The 25,882-nt window shown below is 60.4% G+C and carries 23 protein-coding genes and 1 riboswitch; of the genes, 9 read left to right on the top strand and 14 right to left on the bottom strand.

The window, feature by feature from the left end; all coding sequences use genetic code 11:
- The first annotated feature begins 77 nt into the window (after positions 1–77).
- The 3 genes from BLU01_RS18255 (at position 78) to BLU01_RS18245 (ending at position 3,239) form a co-directional block, all read left to right on the top strand.
- Positions 78–965, top strand: coding sequence for a nitrilase family protein (locus BLU01_RS18255; RefSeq protein ID WP_092278165.1), 888 nt, complete (start codon positions 78–80; stop codon positions 963–965).
- A gap of 16 nt (positions 966–981) precedes the next feature.
- Entirely contained in the window at positions 982–2,184 is a 1,203-nt protein-coding gene (locus BLU01_RS18250; RefSeq protein ID WP_092278163.1) for a hypothetical protein, read from the top strand.
- Between the two features lie 77 nt (positions 2,185–2,261).
- Positions 2,262–3,239: an asparaginase gene (locus BLU01_RS18245; protein ID WP_092278161.1), complete on the top strand. Its 978-nt coding sequence runs from the start codon at positions 2,262–2,264 to the stop codon at positions 3,237–3,239.
- A 195-nt stretch (positions 3,240–3,434) separates the two neighbouring features.
- On the opposite strand, the gene zapE is transcribed toward BLU01_RS18245, so the two are convergent.
- The 3 genes from zapE to BLU01_RS18230 form a co-directional block, all read right to left on the bottom strand.
- Positions 3,435–4,529, bottom strand: a complete 1,095-nt coding sequence (gene zapE / locus BLU01_RS18240; RefSeq protein WP_092278159.1) for a cell division protein ZapE — start codon at positions 4,527–4,529, stop codon at positions 3,435–3,437.
- Positions 4,530–4,620: 91 nt separating this feature from the next.
- On the bottom strand, positions 4,621–5,976 hold the full coding sequence (locus tag BLU01_RS18235) for a tryptophan--tRNA ligase (protein WP_092278157.1): 1,356 nt from the start codon (positions 5,974–5,976) through the stop codon (positions 4,621–4,623).
- A 24-nt stretch (positions 5,977–6,000) separates the two neighbouring features.
- Complete coding sequence (locus BLU01_RS18230; protein ID WP_092278155.1) at positions 6,001–6,630, bottom strand: alpha/beta hydrolase; 630 nt, start codon at positions 6,628–6,630, stop codon at positions 6,001–6,003.
- Between the two features lie 144 nt (positions 6,631–6,774).
- Between BLU01_RS18230 and BLU01_RS18225 the strand changes: the two genes are divergently transcribed.
- A complete protein-coding gene (locus BLU01_RS18225) occupies positions 6,775–7,209 on the top strand; it encodes a YhcB family protein (protein ID WP_092278153.1) in 435 nt (144 codons plus the stop codon).
- A gap of 252 nt (positions 7,210–7,461) precedes the next feature.
- Here BLU01_RS18225 and BLU01_RS18220 read toward each other — a convergent pair whose 3' ends face one another.
- Entirely contained in the window at positions 7,462–8,193 is a 732-nt protein-coding gene (locus BLU01_RS18220) for an OmpA family protein (protein WP_092278151.1), read from the bottom strand.
- A 97-nt stretch (positions 8,194–8,290) separates the two neighbouring features.
- Positions 8,291–8,947 carry an MBL fold metallo-hydrolase gene (locus tag BLU01_RS18215; protein WP_092278149.1) on the bottom strand — a complete coding sequence of 219 codons (657 nt, stop codon included), beginning with the start codon at positions 8,945–8,947 and terminating at the stop codon, positions 8,291–8,293.
- Positions 8,948–9,088: 141 nt separating this feature from the next.
- On the opposite strand from BLU01_RS18215, the gene BLU01_RS18210 reads away from it, so the two are divergent.
- Positions 9,089–9,859: a protein phosphatase 2C domain-containing protein gene (locus BLU01_RS18210; RefSeq protein ID WP_092278147.1), complete on the top strand. Its 771-nt coding sequence runs from the start codon at positions 9,089–9,091 to the stop codon at positions 9,857–9,859.
- A 40-nt stretch (positions 9,860–9,899) separates the two neighbouring features.
- On the opposite strand, the gene BLU01_RS18205 is transcribed toward BLU01_RS18210, so the two are convergent.
- The 5 genes from BLU01_RS18205 to BLU01_RS18185 form a co-directional block, all read right to left on the bottom strand.
- A complete protein-coding gene (locus BLU01_RS18205; RefSeq protein ID WP_092278145.1) occupies positions 9,900–12,647 on the bottom strand; it encodes a LuxR C-terminal-related transcriptional regulator in 2,748 nt (915 codons plus the stop codon).
- A gap of 357 nt (positions 12,648–13,004) precedes the next feature.
- A complete protein-coding gene (locus BLU01_RS18200) occupies positions 13,005–14,369 on the bottom strand; it encodes a DUF1329 domain-containing protein (RefSeq protein WP_092278143.1) in 1,365 nt (454 codons plus the stop codon).
- A 28-nt stretch (positions 14,370–14,397) separates the two neighbouring features.
- Positions 14,398–16,287, bottom strand: coding sequence for a DUF1302 domain-containing protein (locus BLU01_RS18195; protein ID WP_092278141.1), 1,890 nt, complete (start codon positions 16,285–16,287; stop codon positions 14,398–14,400).
- Positions 16,288–16,633: 346 nt separating this feature from the next.
- Complete coding sequence (locus BLU01_RS18190; protein WP_092278139.1) at positions 16,634–18,316, bottom strand: fatty acid--CoA ligase; 1,683 nt, start codon at positions 18,314–18,316, stop codon at positions 16,634–16,636.
- Between the two features lie 157 nt (positions 18,317–18,473).
- Positions 18,474–19,103, bottom strand: a complete 630-nt coding sequence (locus tag BLU01_RS18185; RefSeq protein ID WP_092278137.1) for a LysE family translocator — start codon at positions 19,101–19,103, stop codon at positions 18,474–18,476.
- 297 nt (positions 19,104–19,400) lie between these two features.
- On the opposite strand from BLU01_RS18185, the gene BLU01_RS18180 reads away from it, so the two are divergent.
- From BLU01_RS18180 to BLU01_RS18170, 3 genes are all read left to right on the top strand, one after another.
- On the top strand, positions 19,401–20,366 hold the full coding sequence (locus BLU01_RS18180; RefSeq protein ID WP_092278135.1) for a 2-hydroxyacid dehydrogenase: 966 nt from the start codon (positions 19,401–19,403) through the stop codon (positions 20,364–20,366).
- Positions 20,367–20,399: 33 nt separating this feature from the next.
- Positions 20,400–21,398 carry a class I SAM-dependent methyltransferase gene (locus BLU01_RS18175; protein ID WP_092278133.1) on the top strand — a complete coding sequence of 333 codons (999 nt, stop codon included), beginning with the start codon at positions 20,400–20,402 and terminating at the stop codon, positions 21,396–21,398.
- A 50-nt stretch (positions 21,399–21,448) separates the two neighbouring features.
- Positions 21,449–21,573: riboswitch (yybP-ykoY riboswitch) on the top strand.
- A gap of 88 nt (positions 21,574–21,661) precedes the next feature.
- Positions 21,662–22,246: a TMEM165/GDT1 family protein gene (locus BLU01_RS18170; RefSeq protein WP_092278131.1), complete on the top strand. Its 585-nt coding sequence runs from the start codon at positions 21,662–21,664 to the stop codon at positions 22,244–22,246.
- Between the two features lie 122 nt (positions 22,247–22,368).
- Here the strand turns inward: BLU01_RS18170 and BLU01_RS18165 are convergent, their stop codons facing one another.
- From BLU01_RS18165 to BLU01_RS18150, 4 genes are all read right to left on the bottom strand, one after another.
- Positions 22,369–23,187: a M48 family metallopeptidase gene (locus BLU01_RS18165; protein ID WP_092278129.1), complete on the bottom strand. Its 819-nt coding sequence runs from the start codon at positions 23,185–23,187 to the stop codon at positions 22,369–22,371.
- Positions 23,188–23,350: 163 nt separating this feature from the next.
- A complete protein-coding gene (locus BLU01_RS18160) occupies positions 23,351–23,974 on the bottom strand; it encodes an SOS response-associated peptidase (protein WP_092278127.1) in 624 nt (207 codons plus the stop codon).
- Positions 23,975–24,009: 35 nt separating this feature from the next.
- Positions 24,010–24,270: a putative signal transducing protein gene (locus tag BLU01_RS18155; RefSeq protein ID WP_092278125.1), complete on the bottom strand. Its 261-nt coding sequence runs from the start codon at positions 24,268–24,270 to the stop codon at positions 24,010–24,012.
- Positions 24,271–24,279: 9 nt separating this feature from the next.
- Positions 24,280–24,462: a CPXCG motif-containing cysteine-rich protein gene (locus tag BLU01_RS18150; RefSeq protein ID WP_092278123.1), complete on the bottom strand. Its 183-nt coding sequence runs from the start codon at positions 24,460–24,462 to the stop codon at positions 24,280–24,282.
- A gap of 143 nt (positions 24,463–24,605) precedes the next feature.
- On the opposite strand from BLU01_RS18150, the gene BLU01_RS18145 reads away from it, so the two are divergent.
- Positions 24,606–25,769, top strand: coding sequence for a 1-acyl-sn-glycerol-3-phosphate acyltransferase (locus BLU01_RS18145; protein WP_178076506.1), 1,164 nt, complete (start codon positions 24,606–24,608; stop codon positions 25,767–25,769).
- Positions 25,770–25,882 lie beyond the last annotated feature (113 nt).

Here is a 25,882-nt window from a genome sequence, read left to right as displayed (position 1 = left end):
ACACGCTTTTGCCGATTCGACTCTTATGAACACGCCAATCAAACAGCGTGAACAACAATAAAAAGAGGTCATCGGGAATGAGTGAGCCAACCAGCCCTGTTCGTGTAGCAGTCGTGCAATTCGATCCACAAGTCGGGCTAGAGAACCGCGAAGCCAATCTGCGCAACACCCTGGATTTAGCGCTGCAAGCAGCCAATGACGGCGCAAATCTGATCGTGCTGCCGGAGCTTTCAACCACCGGTTACTTTTTCAACAATCGGCAGGATGCGTTCGCGCATTCAGAGGCCGTACCCGCTGGCCCGACCGTGCAGAGCTGGGCGAATTTTGCTCGCCAGCACAACGTTTACCTGGTCGCCGGTTTGACCGAACGCGACGGCGCGCAGCTGTTCAACACCGGCGTGCTGGTCGGGCCTGAGGGCTTTATCGGCAAGTACCGCAAGGCGCATTTGTGGAACCTGGAAAAACTCTGGTTCACCCCGGGCAACACGGGTTTCCCGGTGTTCGACACACCGATTGGCCGCATCGGTCTGTTGATTTGCTGGGACATCTGGTTCCCGGAAGTACCGCGCATTTTGAGTCAGCAAGGCGCCGACATTATTTGCAGTTTGAACAATTGGGTATGGACCCCGCCGCCGCTGTTCGATGAGGCCGGCAAGTGCATGGCGTCGTACCTGACGATGACCGCGGCGCACGTCAACAATGTGTTTATCGCGGCGGCGAGCCGGATTGGCGAAGAGCGCGGGGCGCGTTACCTCGGTTGCTCGCTGATCGCCGGCACCAACGGTTGGCCGATTGGCCAGGTCGCGTCGGCGGACAAGCAGGAAATCCTGTTTGCCGACATCGACCTCACTAGTTCGCGCAGTGCACCGATCTGGAACAGCCTCAACGATTTGCATCGCGATCGTCGCGCCGACATGTATGACGCGATGCTCGGTTACACCCAGCACCCTTGTCTGCCGCGCTGATAAGGGGCCATGACTGATGGAAAACACAAAAGCGCAGAACCGCCTGGCCGGCAGGTCACCGCTGGACGTAACGATCATCTGGTTGTTGATCGGTACCGCCCTGTTGATCACCTGGCTTTCATTCACTTACCGCACAACCTGGTCGGCGCATTGGCCGGACTACAGTCACATGGTAACGAGCCTGCCGGAGCCAAGTGCCTGGTTGCGCTGGATCATCGGTGACATCAGCGAGGTCGCCTTCTACAAACATGAGTTCGCTTCAATCGGATTGCTCGCAGGCGCCTACCTCGCCTATTGGGCCAATCGCACCGGCAAAGCCTGGCAAGGCTTTGCGATCAGCTACGGCAGCGGCTTATGGCCATGGCTGGTCACCAGTTCGTTGCTCGGGCTGCTGCTGAGTAACCTGCTGTGGGGCTGGACCGTTACGGCCACCAGTTGGCAACCGATATTTGCCGCGTTTGTGTCGTTGCCGGCAGCGATGGTGCTGATATTCGGCGGCGGCTGGAAGGTCGCGATCAACGGCGCAATCATGGGCGCGGTGTTTGTCACGCCGTTGTGTTTGCTGATCGTCAATTACGTGTGCAATCCGCTGGGGCTGCCGGTGGTAATCGGCAACGTCATGGGCATGGCTGTCGCCAGCGTCGGCGCTTTTTTGCTCTGTCGCTACGTGCCGGGGCTGGTGAAGTCGGACTGGAGCGCAACGCCAGCCACTGCTGCGCCCTCGCCCGTCGTCGCGAAAACACCCGACTACGGCGTTGTGTGGACGCTGCGCCGGGTGTTGGCGGACTTTTCCGAAGCGCCATTCTTCGGCAATGAATGGGCCAGCCTCGGGTTGATCGCGGGCGCCTTGCTGGCGTTTACCTTGAACCCGACCAGTCCGGTGTATGGCACAGGTCTGCTCCCGCAATTGCTCGCGGCGCAGGCGTTGACCTCGCTGATCGGCGTGCTGATCTGGCGTCGCCACTGGATGGCGCTCGGCTGGTATCCCACCTACGTTCCATTGGTCTCGGTGGTGCCGGCAGCGGTTCTGACCCACGGCGGCAGTCTGGAGGTCATCGTGATGGGCGCGTTGCTCGGCGCATTGATCGCACCTCCGCTCGCCTGCGCGATCAGTAAACGCCTGCCGTCGTACATGCACGGTTTTATCGGCAATGTGTTGTCGATGGCCATCAGTACACTGCTGATCATTCCGTTTATCGGATTGCTGATCGCTCAATGATGCGCGTCGCCCTGGGGCTGTATTTCGCAGACACTGCGGATACAGTCCCGTCTCCTGACAGGCAATCGAGGTATCACATGGACCTGCCCAAACTGGCCATCGCAGCGCTCGGCGGCACCGTTAGCATGCAAGCCAGCCATGCCGGTGAAGGAGTTATCCCGACCGTCAGCGGTGAAACCTTGCTGCAATCGTTGCCAGAGTTATCGACGCTGGCCCGGATTAACGTGGAAACCCTCGGCCTGCTGCCCAGCGCTTCACTGGATTTCGAGTTCCTGTTGAGCGTGTTGCACTGGGCCAATGAGCAAATCAGCCAAGGTGCGGTGGGTGTGGTCATCACCCAAGGCACCGACACGCTCGAAGAAACCGCGACGTTCTTCGATTACCTGTGGAACCACAACGAGCCATTGGTCATGACCGGCGCCATGCGTTCAGCGGCCCAGGCCGGCGCGGATGGCCCGGCGAACTTGCAGGATGCCTGCCGCGTCGCACTGGCTGAAAACAGTCGTCATCGCGGTGTTCAAGTGGTGATGAACGGGCAGATTCACGCAGCCAACGCGGTGCGTAAAATCGATTCGCTGGCGCTGCAGGCGTTCGCCTCACCGGTGTCCGGCCCTGTCGGCCTGCTCATCGAAAACACCGTGCGCTATCTGCGCCCTCCCGCGCAGAGACGGGTTTTGCCGATGCCGCAACGCTGCGCCAAAGTCGCGCTGCTGGAAGCATCGCTGTCCGCCGACACGCTGTTACTCGAGAACATTGTCGATCTGGGCTACGACGGGTTGGTAATCGCAGGTTTCGGCGCCGGGCATGTTTCCGCGCAATGGGCGGCGGTGATCGAAGGCATTACGCAGAAAATCCCGGTGATCGTCGCCACGCGCACGGGGTCGGGTTCAACCGCGCAGTGCTCTTATGGCTTTATCGGCGGCGAGATGGACTTGATCCGCAAAGGCGCGGCAATGGCCGGATTTCTCTGCCCGCGCAAGCCGCGAATCCTGCTGTGGCTGCTGATCGGTTGCCAGCGACAGGGGGATTTGGCGCGTTACCTTAAAGACGAGTGAGATCTCCCAGCGAACCCATTCGCCAATGTAGGAGCGAGGCTTGCCCGCGAAGGCGGTGTGTCAGTCGAAACTTTGTTGCCTGACACTGCGATTTCGCGGGCAAGCCTCGCTCCTACAGGGGGTGGTGGTGAATCGGAAATTTCGACATAAAAAAAGGCCTGCATGTGCAGGCCTTTTTCATGTTCCGAAGATGCCCTACGGCTTGTGCGCGCGCGACAGGAATTCGTGCGATTGCATTTCCAGCAGACGGCTTAGCGTGCGCTGGAATTCGAAGTTCAGGCGACCGCCGGTGTAGAGGTCTTTGAGTTCGACTTCGGCCGAGATGATCAGCTTGACGTTACGGTCGTAAAACTCGTCGACCATGTTGATGAAACGCCGGGCGATGTCGTCGGTGGTGACGCTCATCTGCTCGACGCCGCTGAGCAGCACGGCGTGGAAGATTTTGCCGAGTTCGATGTAATCGTTCTGGCTGCGCGGGCCGTCGCAGAGTTCGCGGAAGTCGAACCACGCCACGTCATCGCAGGTGCGCAAGGCACGGATTTCGCGGTTTTCGATGATCAGTACATCGTTTTCGATGGCGGCGGTGCATTCCGGCGTCAGCGCGCGGAAGCTCTTGCGCAGGCTTTCGTTGGATTCCTCGTTGAGCGGGAAGTGGAACAGCTCCGCTTGCTCGAGGTGGCGCAGACGATAATCGACGCCGCTGTCGACGTTGACGATGTCGGTGTTCTGCTTGATCAGCGCAATCGCCGGCAGGAAGCGCGCGCGTTGCAGGCCGTCCTTGTACAAACCGTCGGGAACAATGTTCGAGGTCGCGACCAGGGTCACGCCGTTCTTGAACAATTCTTCCATCAACGTGCCGAGGATCATCGCGTCGGTGATGTCAGACACGAAGAACTCATCGAAACAGATCACCCGCGCTTCATCGGAGAAACGCTTGGCAATAATGGTCAGCGGGTTTTTCTCGCCGCCGAGGGTTTTCATTTCTTCGTGCACACGCTTCATGAAGCGGTGGAAGTGCGTCCGCACCTTTTCCTTGAACGGCAGCGCTTCGAAGAACGTATCGACCAGGTAAGTCTTGCCACGGCCAACGCCGCCCCAGAAGTACAGACCCTTGACCGGCGCCTGATCTTTCTTGCCAAACAGTTTGCCGAACAGGCCCGGCTTGACGTTCGAGGCCGCGACCAGATCGTCGTACAGGCGCTGCAAGTGACGCACAGCAGTTTCCTGCGCGGCGTCATGGAAGAAGTCCGGGCGTTTCAGATCAGCTTGATATCGTTCTAGGGGCGTCATAATTCGTTAGCAAGGCAACAAAAACGGGCCGTCACTGTAGCGACGGCCCGGGGGAATGGCAATCGGCCCTTGGTCGGGTCGAGCCGCGGATTTATTCCTGAACCGGTGTCAGTGCAACGCGCAAGGCCTCGATGGCCACGTCGCGTGCGGCGCTGTCAGCGAAGGCCGGGCTGTCGCCGACACACTCGCCTTGCAGCCAGACGCTGAAGCTCAAGTCTTCGCTGCGCACGTCCAGTGGTTGGCCGGCTTGCAGTTGTTTGGTCACCTGACCGGCGGTTTTACCGTCGGCGAAGTTGCGCGACAGCAGCAATTGCTCGCCATCGGCGGCCAGCAAACGGAAGCGGAAGCTGCCGTCGTCGTCGCGGAAACTGACAAAACGCGCGGCTTTCGCGGCTTTCTTCTTGGTGGTCGCCGCGACTTGGGTCTGCGCCACGAAAGACCGCAGGCCGACCGCTTCACGCAACTCCTGCAGGAACGGCGTGGCCACCGAACGGGCCTTTTTGGCGCCGATCTGCAGCATGTCTTCGAGGTCTGCCGGGCGTTCGATCAACTGGTGATAACGCTCGCGGGACTCGCCCAGCTCGCTGTCGAGCAGCTGGAACAAACGATTTTTCGCTTCGCCCCAACCCAGGCCCTGCAACAGTTCGCTGCGGAATTCGTCGGACTGCGCCGGGGTGGCGAAGGCCTGGAACAAGGTGAACAGGTGCGAATTGTCCGGATCCTTGGCTTCGCCCGGCGCGCGCGAATCGGTGACGATCCGCGAAATCGCGTCTTTCATTTCCTTGGCGCTGCTGAACAACGGAATGGTGTTGTCGTAGCTTTTCGACATCTTGCGACCGTCGAGACCTGGCAGCGTGGCGACGCTTTCTTCGATCAGCGCTTCGGGCATGGTGAAGAATTCTTTGCCCTGACCAAACAGATGGTTGAAGCGCTGGCCGATGTCGCGGGCCATTTCCACGTGCTGGATCTGGTCACGACCGACCGGCACTTTATGCGCGTTGAACATCAGAATGTCGGCAGCCATCAGCACCGGGTAGCTGTACAACCCCATGGTGATGCCGGCGTCCGGGTCTTCGCCGGTCTCGACGTTCTTGTCCACCGAGGCCTTGTAGGCGTGCGCGCGGTTGAGCAGGCCCTTGGCCGCAACGCAGGTCAGCAGCCAGGTCAGCTCGGGGATTTCCGGGATGTCGGACTGGCGGTAGAAGGTCACGCGGTCGACATCGAGGCCACCGGCCAGCCAGGTCGCGGCGATTTCCAGACGCGAGCGCTGGATGCGCAGCGGGTCATCGCATTTGATCAGGGCGTGGTAGTCGGCCAGGAAATAGAACGAATCGGCATTGCTGTCGCGGCTGGCGAGGATCGCCGGGCGAATGGCGCCGGCGTAGTTGCCCAGGTGCGGCGTGCCGGTGGTGGTGATGCCGGTGAGAATTCGGGTACGGGTCGTCATGGGTAATCGCTTGTCAGACTGCAATCAATTCGAAAGACGCGGCAGCACCAGATCCTTGAGATCGGTGAGCTTGCCATGAAAAAAGTGTCCGCATTCTGCCACTTTCAACAGCTCATGGGGGCGCTGGAGTTTTTCGGACCAGTCGTAGACCGCTTGTGGATCGATGACTTCGTCGGTTTCAGGCTGGATCACCGTCAGCGCGCCGTGTTCCGGCAGTGGGTCCTGATCACCGAGGCGCATCACTGCGGGTGCGACCATGAACAGATTTTTCAACTGCTCGCCCTGCGCTTCCAGGCGTCCGCCGAGACTTGCTGCAACAAATCCACCGAAGGAAAACCCGAACAGCGTCAGCGGCAGATCCGGGTGTTTGGCCCGCAGCCACGCGGCCGCGGCCTGGGCGTCGTCGACTTCGCCGGTGCCCATGTCGTGCGTGCCGGCACTGGCGCCGACGCCCCGGTAATTGAAGCGCAAGGTAATCAGACCGGCGTCGCGCGCGGTGCGCTGCAAGGTCGAAACGACTTTGTTGAGCATGGTGCCGCCCTGCACCGGGTTCGGATGGCAGATCAGCGCGATGCCGCGAGGTTCGTCGCTGCCCAGGTAAAGGGCTTCCAGTTGGCCGACGGGGCCATCAATCACTACAGGGGTTTCGCGCATAAGCAAGGAAGGAACTCCGTGACCTCGAATCGGGTCGACTCGTCTAGCAAATTGTCTGTGCCGATCTATTGCGAGTACATCGCGGTATACAGCGCAGGTTCGAGCCGTTAACGTAAAGCAAAGCCGTTTATAGAGGAAGGACTCGTGGAACACTCGCTCTTAGTTTGGTTGTTGCCGACTCTTGCCCTGGTTGTGGGTGTCGCCATTGGATTCCTGATCGCTCGTCTGGTGCCGAACGCCGCGCCTAACCGCACGCAACGTCAGCTGGATGATATTCAGGAACGTTTCGACAGTTATCAGAACGAGGTGGTTACCCACTTCAACAGCACTGCCACGCTGGTCAAGAAACTGACTGCGAGCTACCAGGAAGTGCAGGATCATCTCGCCGAGGGTGCCAACCGTCTGGCCCTGGACGAGCAGACTCGCCAACGCTTGCTGGCTGCGCTGCACGCCGACGCTGCTGTGGCGCCACGGGAGCGCCTGACGCCGCCGCGCAATCAGGAACCGCCTCGCGACTACGCTCCAAAAGCCCCGAACGCACCGGGCATGCTCGATGAGCATTACGGCCTGAAGAAGTAAGCAGGTTTCGCGCGATACAAAAAGCCCTCGGACAAGTGATTGTCCGAGGGCTTTTTTGTGGTTGATCGGATATTTGCGGTGCCCTGTCGGGCCTCATCGCGAGCAAGCTCGCTCCCACAGGAGTCGCGTCAAATTTGTGGGAGCGAGGCTTGCCCGCGATGGGGCCGTGTCAGGCGATAGTGTTGTCGTCTGACACGATGCCTTCGCGGGCAAGCCTCGCTCCTACAGGAATGGCGTTCGTCCATGGGTACGCTACGGGTATTGCTGCACGGTGCCTTGCTGCTGGTCGGCGCCGTACTGCTGGCCCGGGATGGCTTTCAGGTTGACTTCGACGCGGCGGTTTTGCGCGCGGCCGTTGACGTCGCCGTTGCTGGCAATCGGGTTGTCGGGGCCGGCGCCGCGGGCCGAGAGGTTGGCGCCGCTGACACCTTGCGAGGTCAAGTAAGTCGCCACGCTCTGCGCGCGACGCTGCGACAGGTCCATGTTGTGCTGACGGCTGCCAGTGCTGTCGGTGTAGCCGACGATCTCGATCTGGTTCTGGCTGAACTCTTTGAGCGAACCGGCCAGATTATTCAGCGGCTGGTAGAAGCTCGACGCGATATTCGCCGAATCGGTGGCGAACGTGATGTTACCCGGCATGATCAACTTGATCTGATCACCCTGGCGCTGCACTTCAACGCCGGTATTGGCCATGCTCGCGCGCAGCTTTTTCTCTTGCTGGTCGGCGTAATAACCGTAACCGGCAGCCGATGCACCCACCACCGCAGCGCCAATCAGCGCGCCTTTGCCACGGTTGTTATGGTCGATCGCCGCGCCGGCCAATGCGCCCGCGAGAGCCCCGAGGCCGCCGTATTTGGCGGTTTTGCTCACGCCTTGGGAGCCGCCATCGGCTTGTCCCTGGTTGTCGTAAGGATTAGGTGAAGCGCAGCCGGACAACAGGGCCACAGCAGTTGCGACAATAATCAAACGCTGCTTGGTGAACATGAAGAGCTCCTACTTTTGCATTCTGATATGCAGGACCAAGGCATCGGCCTATGCGGGCTTTGGATCGTCGTCGCGGGCAAAAATTCCCTGCTGCCAGTCACGCCCGCACAAACGGGTTCTCGCGCATTTCATCGCCCAGACGCGTGTCCGGTCCATGCCCGGTCACCACGGTCGCGTCCTCGTCCAGCGTGTACAAACGCTGCTTGATCGAACGAACGATAGTCGCCTGATCGCCGCCCCACAAATCCGTGCGCCCTACTCCGCGGCGAAACAGCGTGTCCCCGGCAATCAACAATTTAGCCTCGGAAAACCAGAAGCTCATCGACCCAGGCGTATGCCCCGGCGTGTGAATCGCCACGCCACAACCGCACGCCAGTTCCTCATCGTCGTCCAGCCAGCGATCCGGCGACGGCACAGGCACGTAAGGCACGCGAAACATCTGGCATTGCATTTCCAGGTTGTCCCAGAGGAATTGATCTTCCTTGTGCAAGTGCAGAGTCGCGCCGGTTTTCTCCTTCAACTGCCCGGAGGCGAGAAAGTGGTCCAGGTGCGCGTGGGTGTGGATGATGCTCACCACCCGCAAACCCAGGGCATCAAGGCGTGCGAGGATCAGTTCGTGATTGCCGCCCGGATCGACCACGATGGCTTTTTTACTGATCGGGTCGCCAATGATCGTGCAGTTGCACTGCAACGGACCGACGGGGAAAGTTTCGCGGATAAGCGCGGTATTCGGGGTTTGATGGGTGGCCTGCATGGGTTTGATCCTGGTGCCTGAGCGCGGTGCTGCGGTTGTGATCCGCAAAATTGATAGGGTATCCTCGCGCCCCGCCTGTTTTGATACAAGACGGCAGCAAGCACGCGCGTTGTTTTGCCCCGCGCTGGAAACGATCCGACCATGTCCGAGCTCACGATGAACTTCAGTACCAAAACCGCCTGTGCATTTGTTGCAGGTCGCGCGCAGCTTCAGACTGACACGCCTGGCCGGGCCTATGCCGCCGCCCGCGAATCCAACGACGTGACGTGCATTGCCGCGGCCGACGGCGCGAGCTTCAGGGCTCACTCCGCCATCGGCGCGCAGGTTGCGGTCACCGCAGGGCTGGGTTTTGTCTGCAAGAACTTCGAAAGCCTCTGGCAAAACATGGACAAGCACAACGCCAAAGCCGCCCAACGTCTGATCAATCGTTGCCTCGATGCATTTCGACGCAAATCGACCAAGCTCGGCTGCGATAGCAGCGAACTGGCCTGCAGTTTGTCGTTTGTTGCTTACTCGGGCGGACGTTATCTGGCCGGCCATTTGAGCGACGGCTTGATCGCAAGCGTTGACGCTGCGGGACAACTGCAAACCCTGTGCGCCGCGGAAACCGCCGAGCCAGCCACTGCCAAGCCATTGCTGACCGAGCCGAAAGCGGCGTCACGGCTCAAGTTATTCCGTGGGCCAATCGAAACCCTGACCGGTTTCGCGCTGATCAGCGAAGGCCGCGTGCAAAGCCTTTGTGACGATGGCGTTCCGGCCGCGGCGATCCTGCAATTGCTGGAGTCGAATGCGACGTTGCCGCGCAAGAACCTCAAATCCGCGCTCGCCGACAACCTGCAGCAACACGCCCCCGACCACGACAGCGCCATCGGTCTGTTGTCGCTGCGCCCGCGCGAAGCGCTGCCTCAATAAGTGAAAGCCTCTGACTCAAGGTTTCGCCCGGTCAGAGGCTTCACTGCAACACGCCCAGTTCTTTCGCCCGCGCCACCGCTTGCGTGCGCCGTTCCACGCCGAGTTTGCTGTTGATATGGCTGGCGTGGGTTTTCACCGTGTGCAGGGAAATAAACAGTTGATCGCTGATTTCCTGATTCGAGCAGCCTCGGGCGATCAGGCGCAGAACCGCCAGTTCACGAGTGCTGAGGTGATCCGCGCCTGGGGATAACTCCACGGCCGGCCGCGCGACAACGGCAGGCAATTGCTCGATGAGGGTTTGCGTAACAGCGGTTGGCGCAGTGAGTTGAAGTTGCCCGCGCAGCCAGTCCGGGTGTTCGGCCAGCAAGCCTTCGAATGGTTGCAGCACGCCGCCCGCCGCCGCTTCCAGCGCTTGCGCCAACGCCCTGCGCGCCTCGGGCTCACGCCCACCCGTCAGCAACAGACTGATTTTCTGCGTCAGCGCCATCACGCTGAGCATCTGCCGGCCGGTTTGCTGCCCATGCTCCAGCAGCGCATTCAGCCGCCCTTCCGCCAACATCGGCTGACCTTTGATCACGTCGAGCAAGGCTTGCTGCAATTCGATGTGCAGCGGCAGCTGTGGATGAAATTCCGGTGGCGCGGCGGCACGTTCGCCGTTGTAGGTTTGGCCCAGTCGCGCGAGCCAGGCTTCAGCCAGATCGGTGCGGCCCTGCGCCAGCCACAATTCGCATTTGACCAAGGTAATCATCGCCAAGTAGTAAATCGGCGGGACGTCCCAGATGTGCATCAGCCGTTCGGCTTCGGCGAGTTCGGCGAAGGCTTTGGCGAATTCGCCGCTGTTGCCTTCGAGCCGGGCGATAACGCAATGGCCGATCAACACGCTGATGTCGCGACAGGCCCGCGCCTCGCTCAATCCGGCTTGCAGACGCAACCGCGCGGCTTGCGGTTGCAGGCGCAGCGCCAACAGAAAACCTTCGTACAGAATCAGCCGCGCGCGCACCGCATACAGGCGCTGCGGCGACAAACCGTGCAGGCGTTGCAGGCCTTGGCGGACTTCATCCAGCGACCGCAATATCTCGCCCCGCGCCTGCAACACGCGGGCGCGGTCGTAATGCGCCAGCGCTTCGAACAGCGGATTGCCGACGCGTTGCGCCAACTCCAGCGATTCGCGATTCAACCCGCGCGCGCGCCACAAATCGCCATCGGCAATCGCCAGGTTGGACAAGGTCGACAGGCACATCAGGCGTTGGCCGTAACGTTTCGCCGGCAGGCTTTCCAGCGCCTCGCTGCAATAGAGCAAGGTCAATTCGCGATGGCCGCGACCTCGGGCAATGATCCCGCTGAGCGCCAGCCATTGCGCCAGCATCGATTTTTGCGCAGTGGCCGAGGGTGCAGGGAGAAACCGGCTCAAGTGATTGGCCAATTCTTCGGCGGCGTCCAATTGGCAAGCGAGCCCCAACGCCCAGCTGTAGAGCACGATCAGGCGCGGTGTGCTGATCAGCAGGCTGTCGGGCAAATCCATTTTCCAGCGCAGCAGCATGCCGACGTTTTGCTCGGCCAGCAGTTGTTCTTCGGAAAGGTTTTGCACCAGGTTTGCCGCGACGTCCAGATGCCCGGCGCGCAAGGCTTGCTCCACCGCTTCATCGAGCAAGCCTTGCGCGTTGAACCAGCGGCACGCGCGCAAATGCAGGCTCGCGGCCGGGACCAACGCCTGCGTGGTCGGGCGGGTGCGCAGCAGATCGGAAAACAAATGGTGATAGCGATACCAGTGGCCGTGTTCGTCCAGCGGTACGAGGAAAACTTGATGAGCGAGCAGGAAGCGCAGGATTTCCGCACTGTCATGGGCCTCGCGCACGGCGTCGCACAGTTCGCTGCAAAAACGCTCTTGCGGCGCGGTGTCGTAGAGAAACGCCTGCACTTCGGCGGGCAGGCAATCGATGACTTCTTCGAGCAGATAATCGCGGATCAGCCCTTCCCCGCCGTGCAGCGACTGCGGCAGTGCGCTGTTGTTGCCATTGCTGCCGGCCTCAGACGCCGCGAGCAGCCAGAACCGCAGCCCGGCGACCCAACCCTCGCTGCGCTGGATCAGGTTCTCCAGCGCCTCGCCACGCAGTGAGCTGCTGTGGCGATCAAGCAAGGTCAGGGCTTCGTCGTGGGTCAGGCGCAGGTCTTGTTCATGCAGTTCGAGCAATTGCCGCGACAGGCGCAACCGCGCCAGGTGCCAGTCCGGGCGCTGCCGGCTGGTGACCATGACCAGCAGGCCTTCGGGCAGATGATTGAGGAAGAATTGCAGACAGCGATCGAGCACCGGCCCCTGGGCCAGGTGATAGTCGTCGAGGACCAGTAACAGCGGCGACTTCGGGGACAGGTGCACGGCCAGTTCATCGAGCAAGCCGTCGAGCCATTCTTCGAACGCAAAGGGTTGATGGCGCTGGCGCATTTTCAGCAGGCCAAGTGCCTTGCTGCCCAGTTGCGGAAAATAGTCTTGCAGGCCTTCGAGCAGACGCTCGAGGAAACGCCCCGGATCGTTGTCGCGCGGGCTCAAGCCCAGCCACAGACTCTGCCAATGTGCCGGCAGGCTCTGACAGAACTCCACCGCCAACGAACTCTTGCCGAAGCCGGCCGGGGCGCTGACCAACAGCAATCGACCGTTCAACCCCTGGCTCAGGCGCTCGCAAAGACGCGGTCGCAGCACATGGCCGTCAGGCAGCGGTGGCCGGAAGAAACGGCCATCCAGTGCCGCGACGGCAACGCTTGCAGGACCCGCGAGTGGGGACAGATCAGTCATGGCCGGCTCTTGTTTGAAAGGCTGATGGCGGCGTTGCAGATGTCCGCAGACTAGCGGTAAACGCAGAGGTATTGAAGGTTGTTGCTACAAATGGCTACAAAAAGACTACAACCCGATAACCCAGCTTGAATTCCCTGTAGCAGCTGCCGAAGGCTGCGTCCGGCTGCGAAGCAGTCGTGAAATCAGGCAGCGCGGTGTTTCAGGAAGACCGCGCGCTCCGGTTTTACGACTGCTACGCAGCCGAACGCAGCCTCGCGCTGCTCGGCAGCTGCTACGGAAGGCCTTTATGGACTTCCAAAAAAACGCCCCGAACCAGTCGGGGCGTTTGTCGAGGGTGCGGCCTCTCGGGTGGCGCGCTTAGCGAACACCATCCTGGCGCAGTGCGGCCGGGGTGAAGTCGCTGGTGGTGGCGGTGAAGCCGAAGTCATAAGCCGACTTCTCTTCGTTCTTCATGCCTAGCGCCAGGTAACGACCCGATTGCAGGTCATACAAGGTTTCCAGGGCGTACCACGGCACTTGCTTGTCGTAGTAGTTCTCGGCATGCGCTTCTGCAACACGCCACAACTGGTTACGACCGTCGTAGTGGTCGATCACCGCTGCTTGCCAGGTGTCTTCGTCGATGTAGAAGTCACGTTTGGCATAAATGTGGCGCTGGCCTTCCTTCAAGGTTGCAACCACGTGCCAGACGCGGCGCAGCTCGTAGCGTGCCAGGTCCTGGTTGATGTGGCCGGCCTTGATGATGTCGGAATACTTCAGCTTCGGATCGTCGAGCTTGTAGCTGTCGGAGGCGATGTACATCTCTTTCTTGCCTTCGAGTTTCCAGTCGTAGCGGTCCGGTGCACCGTTGTACATGTCGAGGTTGTCGGAAGTACGCAGGCCGTCAGCCGCAGTACCCGGGCCGTCATACGACACTTGCGGGGCGCGGCGCACACGACGCTGACCGGCGTTGTAAACCCACGCCGAACGCGGTTCCTTAACCTGGTCGAGGGTTTCGTGCACCAGCAGCACACCACCGGCCAGACGTGCCGGCGCGGTCACTTTCTGCTTGAAGTAAAACAGAATGTTGCCCGGGTTGGCCGGATCGTAATCCTTCATCTTGTCGCGGAACACGAACTGATCCTGGAAGTACACCAGGCTGTACGAGCCGTTCGGCTGCGGGGTCGCCTGGGTCACCAGACGGGTCACGCTGCCGCCGCGATAGCGGGTGATGTGGTTCCAGATAACTTCGACGCCGGTTTTCGGGATCGGGAACGGCACGGCCGTTTCGAAGTTTTCCAGGCCGTTGCCGCCAGACACCAGATTGGTGTTGGTGGCGTTTTTCTTGATGGCGGCAAACACGTCATCCGGCACGGTAGCGCCGCGATGCGACGGGTAAACCGGCATCTTGAAGGTTTCCGGGTAGCGCTTGAACATCGCGTACTGACCCGGCGCAAGCTTGGCTTTGTACTGGTCGACGTTCTGCGCGGTGATGGTGAACAGCGGTTTTTCACTGGCGTACGGGTCAGACAGGAAACCCTTGCTGTCGACGGTGCCGGCATTCTTCGCCAGCGGTTTCCACGCAGGGATCGAACCGTCGGCGTTGCCGGCCATCTCGGCGCCCATTGGCGTCAGGCTTTTGCCCAGCTTGTCGGCTTCGGCGGCAGGCACCGCAGCCATGACACTTGTCGCCAGCAGCGAAAGCCCCAGAACACCGGCGTGGAACAGACTCTTTGTTATTTTCATATGTGTGTTCGTCCTGAAAAAACAGTGCTTAGAAGTTCACGCCGAAGCTGAGTGCGAGGAAGTCGCGGTCATCCACGGTGGTGTACTTGCCATCAAAGAAGTTGGTGTAGGCCAGGCTCGCGGTGTAGGTGTTCTGGTATTCGGCGTCGACACCCAGGCTGACCGCTTTGCGACCTTCTTCGAAGTTGCCGCCAGGGCCAGGCGAGTAACCGCTGACGTCGTGCGACCAGGCCACGTTCGGCTTGAGGTTGACCCCGGCGAATACGTCGTTGTATTCCCAGATGGCGCGACCACGGTAGCCCCACGAAGTGGACGTGGTGAAACCTTCGTCGTTGCAATTGCGGCTGCGGTTGTTCTGTGGCGAACCGGCGCCCGCGCCGTTGATGGTGCTGGCGTTGAGGATGTTGGCGCAGGTATTGGCGGTGCCGGTGGCTGGCAATTCACCCGGACCGTAGACCGGATCGCGGCCATAACGGATATCGGAAGTGCTTTCCAGGCCGCCGACGTGGGTCACGCCCACTTCACCGACGACGGTCAGACGGCTGGCGCCCATGACCTGGTCGAAGAAGTGCGTCAGGGTGGTCTGGAACTGGGTGATTTCCTTGCGACGATAACCGTGCAGGTCCTGACCCGGTACGCCGTTGAGCAGCGAAGCGTTGGACAGCGCGCCGCCCAGCGGACGCACGCCGGCAAACAGGATGTCGGTGGAGTTGAGTTGTACCGGCGCATTCGGACGGTAGCTCAGTTCACCGCTCCACGCCGTACCGGTAGGCAGGGTGGTGGAGAAGCTCAAGCCGTACAGACGGATGTCTTCCGGGTATTCGATGAAGTATTTCGAGTTACCCGCGACCAGCAGCGGCGCGAGCGCAGCAAACGGTCCTGGCAGCGCGCCAGCGGTGTTGTAGACCGACTGTGGCGCACCGGTGGCGCTGAAGATCGGCGCGCGGCTGTGGTAGTTCATGAAGTAGGCACCGAACTCGGTGTCCAGCGGGTCGAACATGTACTTCAACGACGCGCCCCACTGGCCGCTGTCGCGCGCATCGCGATCGGCGCCACGACGTACCAGCACGCCTTCCTCGTTGACGTTGACGCCCGCGCCGGCCAATGGCCCCAAGGCAATCGCCGGGATCTGCGAACGCTTGTTCAGCACGCGCAGGTTGTCGGTGCAACCGTCGGCAACGATGTCTGGCTGCGAGAAGAAGGTGCCGCAGTTATCGACAACGGTCTGGTCCCATTCGAGCTGGTAGAACGCTTCACCGGAGAGGTTCTCGGTCAGGCTCTGCGAGACGTAGAACATGTTGACCGGGATCAGGCCTTCCTTGATCTCGGCGCCCGGACGACGGAACGCAGACACGTCAATCGGGTTGATCGAGTTGATGCCGCCGCCGATGAAGGTACTTTCACCCCAACTGACTACTTGCTTGCCCAGACGCACAGAGCCCGGCTGATCGGCAATCGAGTAGTTGTGGTAGACGAAGGCGTCGAGGATCTGCCCGCCGGAGGACTTGGCGCCTTCCTTGCGGTTGCTGTCGCTGATGTCTTTGAACTGGCGGCTTTCGTCCTTCAGTTCAAAGTCGTACCAGTATTTGCCACGGACGAACACGCCGGTGTCGCCGTACTTCAGTTCGAGGTCGTGAATACCCTTGAAGATCTTCGAGAAGGTTTCGCCGCTCTTGAAGTTGTTGTGCCCGTCATCGGAGGTCTGCGACAGGCCGCGGCCGCCGTTGTTGACGCCGATGAGGTTCTTGTTCGGACTCTCAGTAGACCAACTGGCACCGATCGACAGGGATGAGTCGAACTGACCTTCGATTTCACCGACGTTGAAACTGACGCCGAATGCAGGCCCGGCGAGCGAAGAGGCGAGACTGACCGCCAGGGGCAGTTTTGCCCGGCGCCAGAACTGGTTTACTGATGTCATCGACGCTACTCCATGTGCATTATTGTTATGGCAGTGAGTACTTTTAAAAACGTTGTGGATGACCGGAAGCCAACGCATCCCGAATTCAATCCCAATGTGCATCGCCCCGTTAGTGCGTTTGCTCCGTTCTTAAAAATCCTTGAGCGGACTATAGCCAGCAGGTAGTACTGCTTGATCCCTCTAAAGTGTGATTTGCAGCTGCCGGCCACTCTGGAACAGTCCTTTCGCCAGTCCGACAGGTGTCGGCACGGCAAGGATGGCTGAAAATTCGGATTTCACAAGCCAAGCGCTTGCTTGGTGGGGCTGACGTGCCGTTTTCGGCACGCCAGCGGGGCATAAAACGCGCTTAAAGCGTCGAGAGGAAGGTGCTGTTGTTGGCCTGCCATTCAGTGATGTCGAGGCGGATACGCTTCTTGTCGAGCTTGCCGACACTGGTCTTGGGAATTTCCGTAACAAGGGCTATCTGGCTCGGGATCGCCCACTTGCTCAGGTGGCCCAACTCGACGAACGGCTTGAGGTGTTCCTTGAGTTCTTTCGCCCCGATCTCGTGGCCCTCGCGGATCACCAGCAGCGCGAACGGGCGCTCACCCCACTGCGGATCGGCGATGCCCACCACTGCTACTTCGCGTACCGCTGCGTGACGGCTGATCAGGTCTTCGAGGTCCAGCGAGGAAATCCATTCGCCGCCGGTCTTGATCACGTCCTTGATCCGGTCGCGAATATCGATCACGCCCATGCTGTCGAGCGTCGCGACGTCGCCGGTGTGCAGCCAGCCGCCGGCCCAGAGTTCGGCGCCCTTTTGCGGTTCGTTGAAATAACCTTCGGACAGCCACGGCGCGCGCAGTACCAGCTCGCCTTGGGTTTCGCCGTCGGCGGGAAGGAAGTTGCCTTCGCTGTCGACAATCGCCGCTTCCACCAATGGCCCCGGCACGCCGGCCTTGATCCGGTAAGTGGTGCGTTCGTCTTCGGTGCCGGCCATCAATTCGTCGTTAAGGTGCGCGCAGGACACCAGCGGCCCGGTTTCCGACATGCCATACGCGGCGGTCAGTTGAATGCCTTTAGACTTCGCCGCTTCGTACAACGAGCGGTTCAGCGCACTGCCGCCGATGACGATTTTCCAGCCAGCGAAATCAGTGTTCTGCGCGGCTTTGGCGTTGAGGACCATTTGCAGAATGGTCGGCACGCAATGCGAGAAGGTGACCTTCTCTTTGCGCCACAACTCGACGAGGTATTCCGGGTCGTACCGGCCCGGATAAACCTGCTTCAACCCAAGCATCGTCGCCACGTACGGCAGGCCCCAAGCGTGAACGTGGAACATCGGCGTGATCGGCATGTACACGTCGTTGGTGCCGAGCAGGCGCACGCTGTCGATCGACCCCATGATCGTCGACACGCCCATGGTGTGCAGCACCAGTTGCCGATGGGTGAAATACACACCTTTGGGGTTGCCGGTGGTGCCGGTGGTGTAGAACGTGGTCGCGACCGAGTTTTCGTCGAAGTCCTGGAAGTCGTAATGCGGGCTCGCGGCCGCCAGCAGTTGCTCGTATTCGCCAACGAGGTTCGGCAGGTCGGCGGTTTTTTCCGGCAAGTCAGTCAGCAGCAGGGTTTTATCGACCGTGGTCAGGTGCCCGGCGATGGCTTGATAGAGGCCCACGAACTCGCTGTTGACCAGCACAAAGCGGTCCTCGGCATGGTTCATGGTGTAGAGGATCTGTTCCGGAGACAGGCGCACGTTGATGGTGTGGATGACCGCGCCGATCATCGGGATGGCGAACATGCATTCCAGATAGCGATGGCTGTCCCAGTCCATCACCGCCACGGTATCCCCGGCCTTGACGCCCGCCGCCGTCAGCACATTGGCCAGCCGCGCAACGCGCTCGATCAGCGTCGGGTAGCTGTAGCGCAACTGGTCGCGGTAGATGATCTCGCGGGTTTTCTCGTAACGAGCGCCGGACATCAGCAGTCGTTTGATCAGCAGCGGATACTGGTAAGCGCCTTCGGCTGGCGGGATAACGCGAGTCTGCAACATAAGAATCCCTTTTCTGACTGCTCGGTCTTGGCTTGGAAAGATGAGCACTCTAAAGCCGTTGGATTGCCGCCAAATCAGCCAAAGGAATGATTTGCAGAGCCGTACAAATGCTAGCTCTGCGCCAGCATTTGCAGGATTTGTCACCGCTGGTGGGCGATCAATGCATTTCGGTGAACGCGAGTTTGACGCCGATGGCGATCAGCACCGCGCCCATGGCCCGGTCGAACCAGTGGCCCATGCGCGCGAACCCGGCGCGCACCCGTTGCTGGCTGAACAGCATGGCCACCAGGCAAAACCAGATGCCCGTCGCCACTGCCAGATAAAGCCCGTAACCGGCCTGCACTGCCAACGGTGTGTGCGGGTTGATGACCACGGTGAACAGCGAGAGGAAAAACAGCGTGGCTTTCGGGTTCAGGCCGTTGGTGACGAAGCCTGAGGTGAAGGCGCCACGCGCGGTGCGTTCGCCGATTTCCTTGTGCAAATCGTCCGCCAGCGGTTTCGCCGGTTGCGCGCGCAGGGCTTTGAAGCCGATGTACAAAAGGTACGCGGCGGCGGCCCATTTCAAGGCGTTGAACAGCACGATCGATTGCGACACGATCAGGCCGATGCCGAGCAGCGAATAGCCGACGTGGAGGAAAATCGCGCTGCCGACACCCAGCGCGGTCCAGGTCCCGGCGCGCCGCCCGTGGGTCACGCTTTCGCGCACCACCACAGCAAAGTCCGGTCCGGGACTGGCCACGGCCAGTAAGTGAATCAGCGCGACGGTCAAGAATTCTGTCCAGTACATGGCGGGTCCTTTGGGGCAAGCAATCAACATTAGTTCGGAAAAACTTCGCACCTGTGGCGAGGGGGCTTGCCCCCGTTCGGCTGCGCAGCAGTCGTAAATGGGTTCACTCGGTACTTTGATGAAACCTGATGACTCATAAACGCGGGACGCTTCGCATCCCAACGGGGGCAAGCCCCCTCGCCACAAAAGACCGCCTGCTTCAAAATCGGGGTCCAGCGCAGCTATGAGTAACCATATGTTTCATCTGGTAGGCTCGGCAGATTACGCCTTCAGTTCATTGCACAAAAGGTACAGTTGATGACGAACTCTCGCCGCGCCGTTTTCCTCGACCACCCGTCCCTGGACCTCGGTGACCTTGACCTGACGCCTTTGCGCGACTGCTTCAGCGACTTGCAACTGTTCGCCCAGACCACGCCGGACCAGGTAATCGAGCGCCTCAAGGGCGCTACCGTCGCGATCAGCAACAAGATCCTCATCGACGCCGCCGCCATCGCCGCCAGCCCCGATCTGAAGCTGATCCTGATCACCGCCACCGGCACCAACAACGTCGACCTCGCCGCCGCGCGTGCCCACGGCATCACCGTTTGCAACTGCCAGGGCTACGGCACGCCATCGGTGGCGCAGCACACGATCATGCTGTTACTGAACCTCGCCACACGCTTGGCCGATTACCAGAAAGCCGTCGGCGAAGGTCGTTGGCAGCAGGCCAAACAGTTCTGTCTGCTGGATTACCCGATCGTTGAACTGCAAGGCAAAACCCTCGGTTTGCTCGGCCACGGCGAACTCGGCGGCGCCGTCGCGCGGCTGGCCGAAGCGTTTGGCATGCGCGTGTTGCTCGGGCAGATTCCCGGCCGCCCGACGCGCCCGGATCGTTTGCCGCTGGAGCAATTGCTGCCGCAAATCGACGCCCTGACCCTGCACTGCCCGCTCAACGAACACACCCGCCACTTCATCGGCGCCCGCGAACTGGCCTCGATGAAACCCGGCGCTTTCGTGGTCAATACTGCGCGCGGTGGTTTGATCGACGAGCAGGCGCTGGCCGATGCCTTGCGCAATGGTCACCTGGGCGGCGCGGCCACGGACGTCTTGAGCGTCGAGCCGCCGGTCAACGGCAATCCGCTGCTGGCGGCAGACATCCCGCGGTTGATCGTCACCCCGCACAACGCCTGGGGCAGTCGCGAAGCGCGGCAGCGGATCGTTGGCCAGTTGACCGAAAACACCCAAGCCTTCTTCAGCGGTACAGCGCTGCGGGTCGTCAGTTGATAAACTGCCGCACTTTTTTTCAAGGAGCAGAGTATGGATCCGCGCAGTGAAGTACTGCTTCGTCAGGCCGAGTTGTTTCAAGGTTCGCTGTTGCTCGCCGGTTTGCCCGCCGACGATTTGCTCGGCCGCCTGCCCGATGCTCACGGCTGGTGCTGGCATGCCGGCGATCAAGCGGCACTGGACGCACGTTTCGCCGAGCGCAGCCACTTTGGCGTGAACGCGCCGGAGCGCGAGTTCGACGCGGCGGTGGTGTTTCTGCCCAAGTCCAAAGAACTGACCGATTACATTCTCAACGCCCTCGCCTCGCGGCTGGCCGGACGCGAGCTGTACCTGGTCGGGGAAAAACGCAGCGGCATCGAAGGCGCCGCCAAGCAACTCAACCCGTTCGGCAAACCGCGCAAACTCGACAGCGCACGCCATTGCCAACTGTGGCTGGTCACCGTGGCCAACGCTCCGGTAGCCAAATCGCTGGAAAGTCTGGCGCAGGAATACGAATTGCCACTGGCCGAAGGTCCGCTGAAAGTCGTCAGCCTGCCGGGCGTATTCAGTCACGGTCGCCTCGATCGCGGCAGCGCATTGTTGCTGGAACACTTGGATAAATTGCCCAGCGGCCACTTGCTCGACTTCGGTTGCGGCGCCGGGGTTTTGGGCGCAGTGGTCAAACGGCGTTATCCACACAATCAGGTGACGTTGCTCGATGTCGACGCGTTTGCCACCGCCAGCAGTCGCCTGACGTTGGCCGCCAACGGCCTGGAAGCCGAGGTGATTACCGGTGACGGAATTGATGCGGCGCCGATGGATTTGAGCGCGATTCTGAGCAATCCGCCGTTCCATGTCGGGGTGCACACCGATTATTTCGCCACCGAGAACTTGTTGCGAAAAGCAGCCAAACATCTGAAAAAAGGTGGCGAACTGCGGTTAGTCGCCAACAGCTTTTTGAAGTATCAACCGCTGATCGAGGAGCACCTCGGGGTCTGCGCGATCAAGGCTGAAGGTCAGGGTTTCCGAATCTACCGGGCCAAACGCAGCTAAAAACTCTTTTAAAAAAGAGGCTTGCCCAAACGGATTTGCCTAGGCAGAATCCGCTCCGTCCTAGGGGAGTAGTCTCCCACGAGCGCCATGCTCGTCCGGCATACGTCAACATACTTGGTCAACAGACCATGGCGTATGCGACCCAAGCGTCCGCACAGACGGATCGCCAGGGTTTGACAAGACCTATGACACGAACACCTTACCCGGGGCGGGGAGGTCGTACGTGTCATAGCCGTGTCGACCCGCCCCTTAGGAAAACCCTGATGCTGGATTCTCTTCTCGTTCCCACTGCGATCGTTGCCTTGGCCGAAATCGGCGACAAGACGCAATTGCTCGCGCTGATTCTCGCAGCGCGCTTCCGCAAACCCTGGCCGATCATTGCCGGCATCGTTGCCGCCACCCTGGCCAACCATGCAGCCGCCGGTGCGGTAGGTGCCTGGTTTGGCAGTTTCTTCTCGAATGCGACGCTGCACTGGATTCTCGCTGCGAGTTTCACCGCGACGGCCTTATGGACCCTGGTGCCGGACAAAATGGACGATGACGAAGCGAGTACCGCGCGCAAGTTCGGGCCGTTCCTGACCACGTTGATTGCGTTTTTCCTCGCCGAAATGGGCGACAAGACGCAAGTCGCGACGGTGATGCTCGCGGCGCAATATCCGGATTTGTGGCTGGTGATTATCGGCACCACGGCGGGCATGTTGATTGCCAACGTGCCGGTGGTATTGGCGGGTAATTTTGCGGCGGACAAATTGCCGTTGACGTTGATTCGCCGGTTGGCGGCATCGGCATTCCTGGTGCTGGCGGTTGTCGCGGTGTACAAGGCGATGCAGAGCAGTGGGTGGGTGTGACGGGGTAAGTCGGTAGACCGCGTTATCGTTCATCGCGAGCAAGCTCTCTCCCACAGGGTCTGTGTACACCAGAGATCCAATGTGGGAGCGAGCTTGCTCGCGATGGCGGCAGTCGCTACAACTCAGGACTTAGGCGCTTTCTCGTACAGCGGCATGACCTTCGGAATAGCCGCCTGCAACGAAGCAATGCGGCTGGTCGACGCCGGGTGAGTGCTCATGAACTCCGGTGGCGAACCTTCCGAAGCCTTGCTCATCTTGTTCCACAAGGTGATTGCGGCGTTCGGGTTGTAGCCGGCGCGTGCTGCGAGTTCCAGGCCGATCAGGTCGGCTTCGTTCTCGTTGGAACGGCTGTTGGGCAACGTCATGCCATAGTTGGCGACGGTATCGGCCAGCGCCAGTCTGTCCTTGCCCAGACCGAACAAAGCACCCGCGCCCTGCTTGGCCATTTCCATTCCATAAGCTTTCGACATCGCTTCACGACCGTGCTCGCGCAGGGCGTGGGCGATTTCATGGCCCATTACCGCGGCGATTTCATCGTCGGTGAGTTTCAGGCTGTCGATCAAACCGGTGTAGAAAATGATCTTGCCGCCAGGACCGCAGTTGGCGTTGAGCTCATCGCTCTTGATCAGGTTGACTTCCCACTTCCACTGCGCCGAATCCGGACGGAAGTTCGGTGCCTGGGCAATCAGCCGGTTGGCAATCGCCTGAATGCGTTTGGCATCGGTGCTGGTCTTATCGAGCACGCCAGCGGTGGTCGCTTCGCCGACAGTCTTTTGATAAGACTGCGCGTACATCTGGTCGACTTCCTGGCTCGACAGCATGCTGAACATGTACTGCTTGCGCTCAACCCCGACGGCGCCGCCGCTGGTGGTGTTGACCGACTGACAACCGGCGAGCAGCAACGCTGCGCTGAGTGCGCTTACAACCAAAGTCTTGTTCATCAAAAATCTCCCTGAAAGATGCCGCGTATCGTAGGGGTTGAATTGTATCGGCGCCAGATACAACAGACGTGTAACACGCACTTTCAGAAAAGGCGTTGCGCCCGACAGGAAATCTCAGACGTGCGCACCCCACCGATCGTTCCCACGCGGCAACGATCAATGGCTAACCGGGAGTCAGACACTCCGGGCCGTTGAGTTTCGGATCATTCACCAGATTCGCCAGCACGCGTTCGCGCAGCGCCGCCGGTTCACCCGCGAGCAAGCCTTGCAGCACGTGCAACGGGGTTTCAGGATCGAGCCACGCGGCTTGTCCTGCCTCGTCCAGAATCAACGGTCGCCGCTGACTGGCTGCCGCTTGAGTGATGACCGCCGTGCTCAGCCACACTTGTTCCTGCACCGGATAGGCTTCCCAGATCGCCGCAAAAAACAGCGCCGAGCCCTCCCCCGGCGTCAGCCAGTACGGGCGTTTGCGCTGGTTGCCGCGCCATTCGTAGAAACCATTCGCCGGCAGCAGGCAACGGCGTTCGCGCAGCGCCTGGCGAAACATCGGTTGCTCCGCCACGGTTTCGGCGCGGGCATGCGCCGGGGTACGCGACAGGTCGGTCAGCCACGGCGGCGTCAGGCCCCAGCGCGCGCGGGCCAATTCGCGCTGGCCGTCGGCGCCGGCGCGCAGCATCAACACCGAATCGTTGGGGGAAATATTCCACTGGGCCTGCTGATCGGCGGGGAAGCCAGGCAGGGCCGCGAAGGCGGGGTTCCAGCGAAACAGGGCATAACGTCCACACATGGGGCAACACGACTCTCAATAAAACGAACGCCAGCCTAACAGACCAGCGTGCCGGGAAAACTTTCCGGTTCATCACCGGGCATCGGCAGCGCGGCATTGTACGCGGCGATCAACTCGCGGGCGTAGTCGGCCTGGTCGTTATCCACCGACAAACCGAGCAAGCCGAAAACCGGCAATTCCCCGGTACCGCCAAGCAAATCGCGCCCCACCAGATGCGCTTCAACCCCCTCGCTGGCGAGCATGCCTTGCAGCAGCTCGCCTTCCATCAGGTTTTCCGGTTCGTAGATTCGCTGCATGGGCGCCCCTTATTCGTTTTCGCTGAACACTTCGAGGTGCCACTCCTCGCCATGAACCTGCAGCACAAAGGTTATCGGCCGGCAGCACACCTGACAGTCCTCGATATAGGTCTGATCACCTGCGGACAAATCCACCGTTGTCTCTACCGCTTCCCCACAATACGGACATTCATACTCAGCGCTTTCCAGCATCGCGGTCTCCCAGGTGACTTGTGCGTATAATCGCCGGTCTATTTGCAGGGCTATTTTTGTCCAGTTACTTTTTTCAGACCTTGCCCTGTTGGTTTTCGATCAAAACCTTTACTTACCCTAGCCGTTTCTAACAAGAGAGCATGATGGGCGAATTCGATGCCATCCGACCTTACGACGACAGCGAAGTCCCAGCGGTGCTAGCGCGGCTGCTCGGCGACAAGGCGCTTCTAGATATCCTCATTCACTTCCGTTTCCCGCGTTACGCCGGTGCTTTCGGCTGGATGCTCAAACCTCTTATAGCTCATCGACTGCGCCGTGAGTTCGCCGGCGTCAATTCGGTGGCCTCTTTGCAAGACAAAGTCGAAGTCTACGTCGACCACACCATCGAGCGCGCCACCGACGGCGTGACGTACACCGGGGTCGAGCAATTCAAGTCCGGCAGCGCCTATCTGTTTATCGCCAACCACCGCGATATCGTCATGGACCCGGCCTTCGTCAACTATGCGGTGTACCACGCCGGCCTGCCGACGCCGCGCATTGCCATCGGCGACAACTTGCTGCAAAAGCCTTTTGTCAGCGACCTGATGCGCTTGAACAAGAGTTTTATCGTGCACCGCTCGATAACCGGGCGCCGCGAGAAAATGGCCGCGTACCAGTTGCTGTCGGCTTACATCAATCACTCGATCCGCAACGATTGCGCGTCGATCTGGATCGCTCAGGCCGAAGGTCGGGCCAAGGACGGCGACGACCGTACCGAGTCGGCGATCCTCAAGATGTTCCACATGAGCCGCAAGGACGAGCCGTTCGGCGAAGTCATTCAGTCGCTGAACCTGACCCCGGTGTCGATCAGCTATGAATACGACCCGTGCGATCAGGCCAAGGCCCGCGAATTGTTCATCCGCGCCACCACCGGCACGTACAACAAGGCGCCGGGCGAAGATGACGTCAGCATTGCCAAGGGCATTACCGGCTACAAGGGCCGGGTCCACGTGAACTTTGCCGCGCCGATTACCGAGCTGTTCGACGACACCAAGCAATTGGCGGTCGAAATGGACAAGCAGATTCTCGGCGGCTACCGGTTGTTCCCGGTGCATTACCTGGCTTACGCGCAATGGCAGGACGCCGACCCGCAACTGCAAGTGCCGACAGCCGCCGAGGTGTTTGCGGCGGACGAACTGGCCAAGGCTCAGGAAGAATGGCAAAGCCGGTTGCAGGCCTGCCCTGAAGAGCATCGCCCGTACTTGGTGCTGCAATATGCGACACCGGTGAGAAATCAATATCGGGTGAAGGCCGGGTTGCCGCTGTAATAAGTGGCCAAGCACCACACCTGCGGCGAGGGGCTTCTGTGGCAGGTGGAGCTTCTGTGGAAGGCAACTTCTGTGGCAAATGGAGCTTTTGAGGCAGCGGAGCTTCTGTGGCA

This window comes from Pseudomonas prosekii, from assembly GCF_900105155.1.
In the GTDB taxonomy this organism is placed as follows: domain Bacteria; phylum Pseudomonadota; class Gammaproteobacteria; order Pseudomonadales; family Pseudomonadaceae; genus Aquipseudomonas; species Aquipseudomonas prosekii.
The sequence above is the reverse complement of the archived record's forward strand: the minus strand, read 5'-3'. Positions and strand labels throughout refer to the sequence as shown.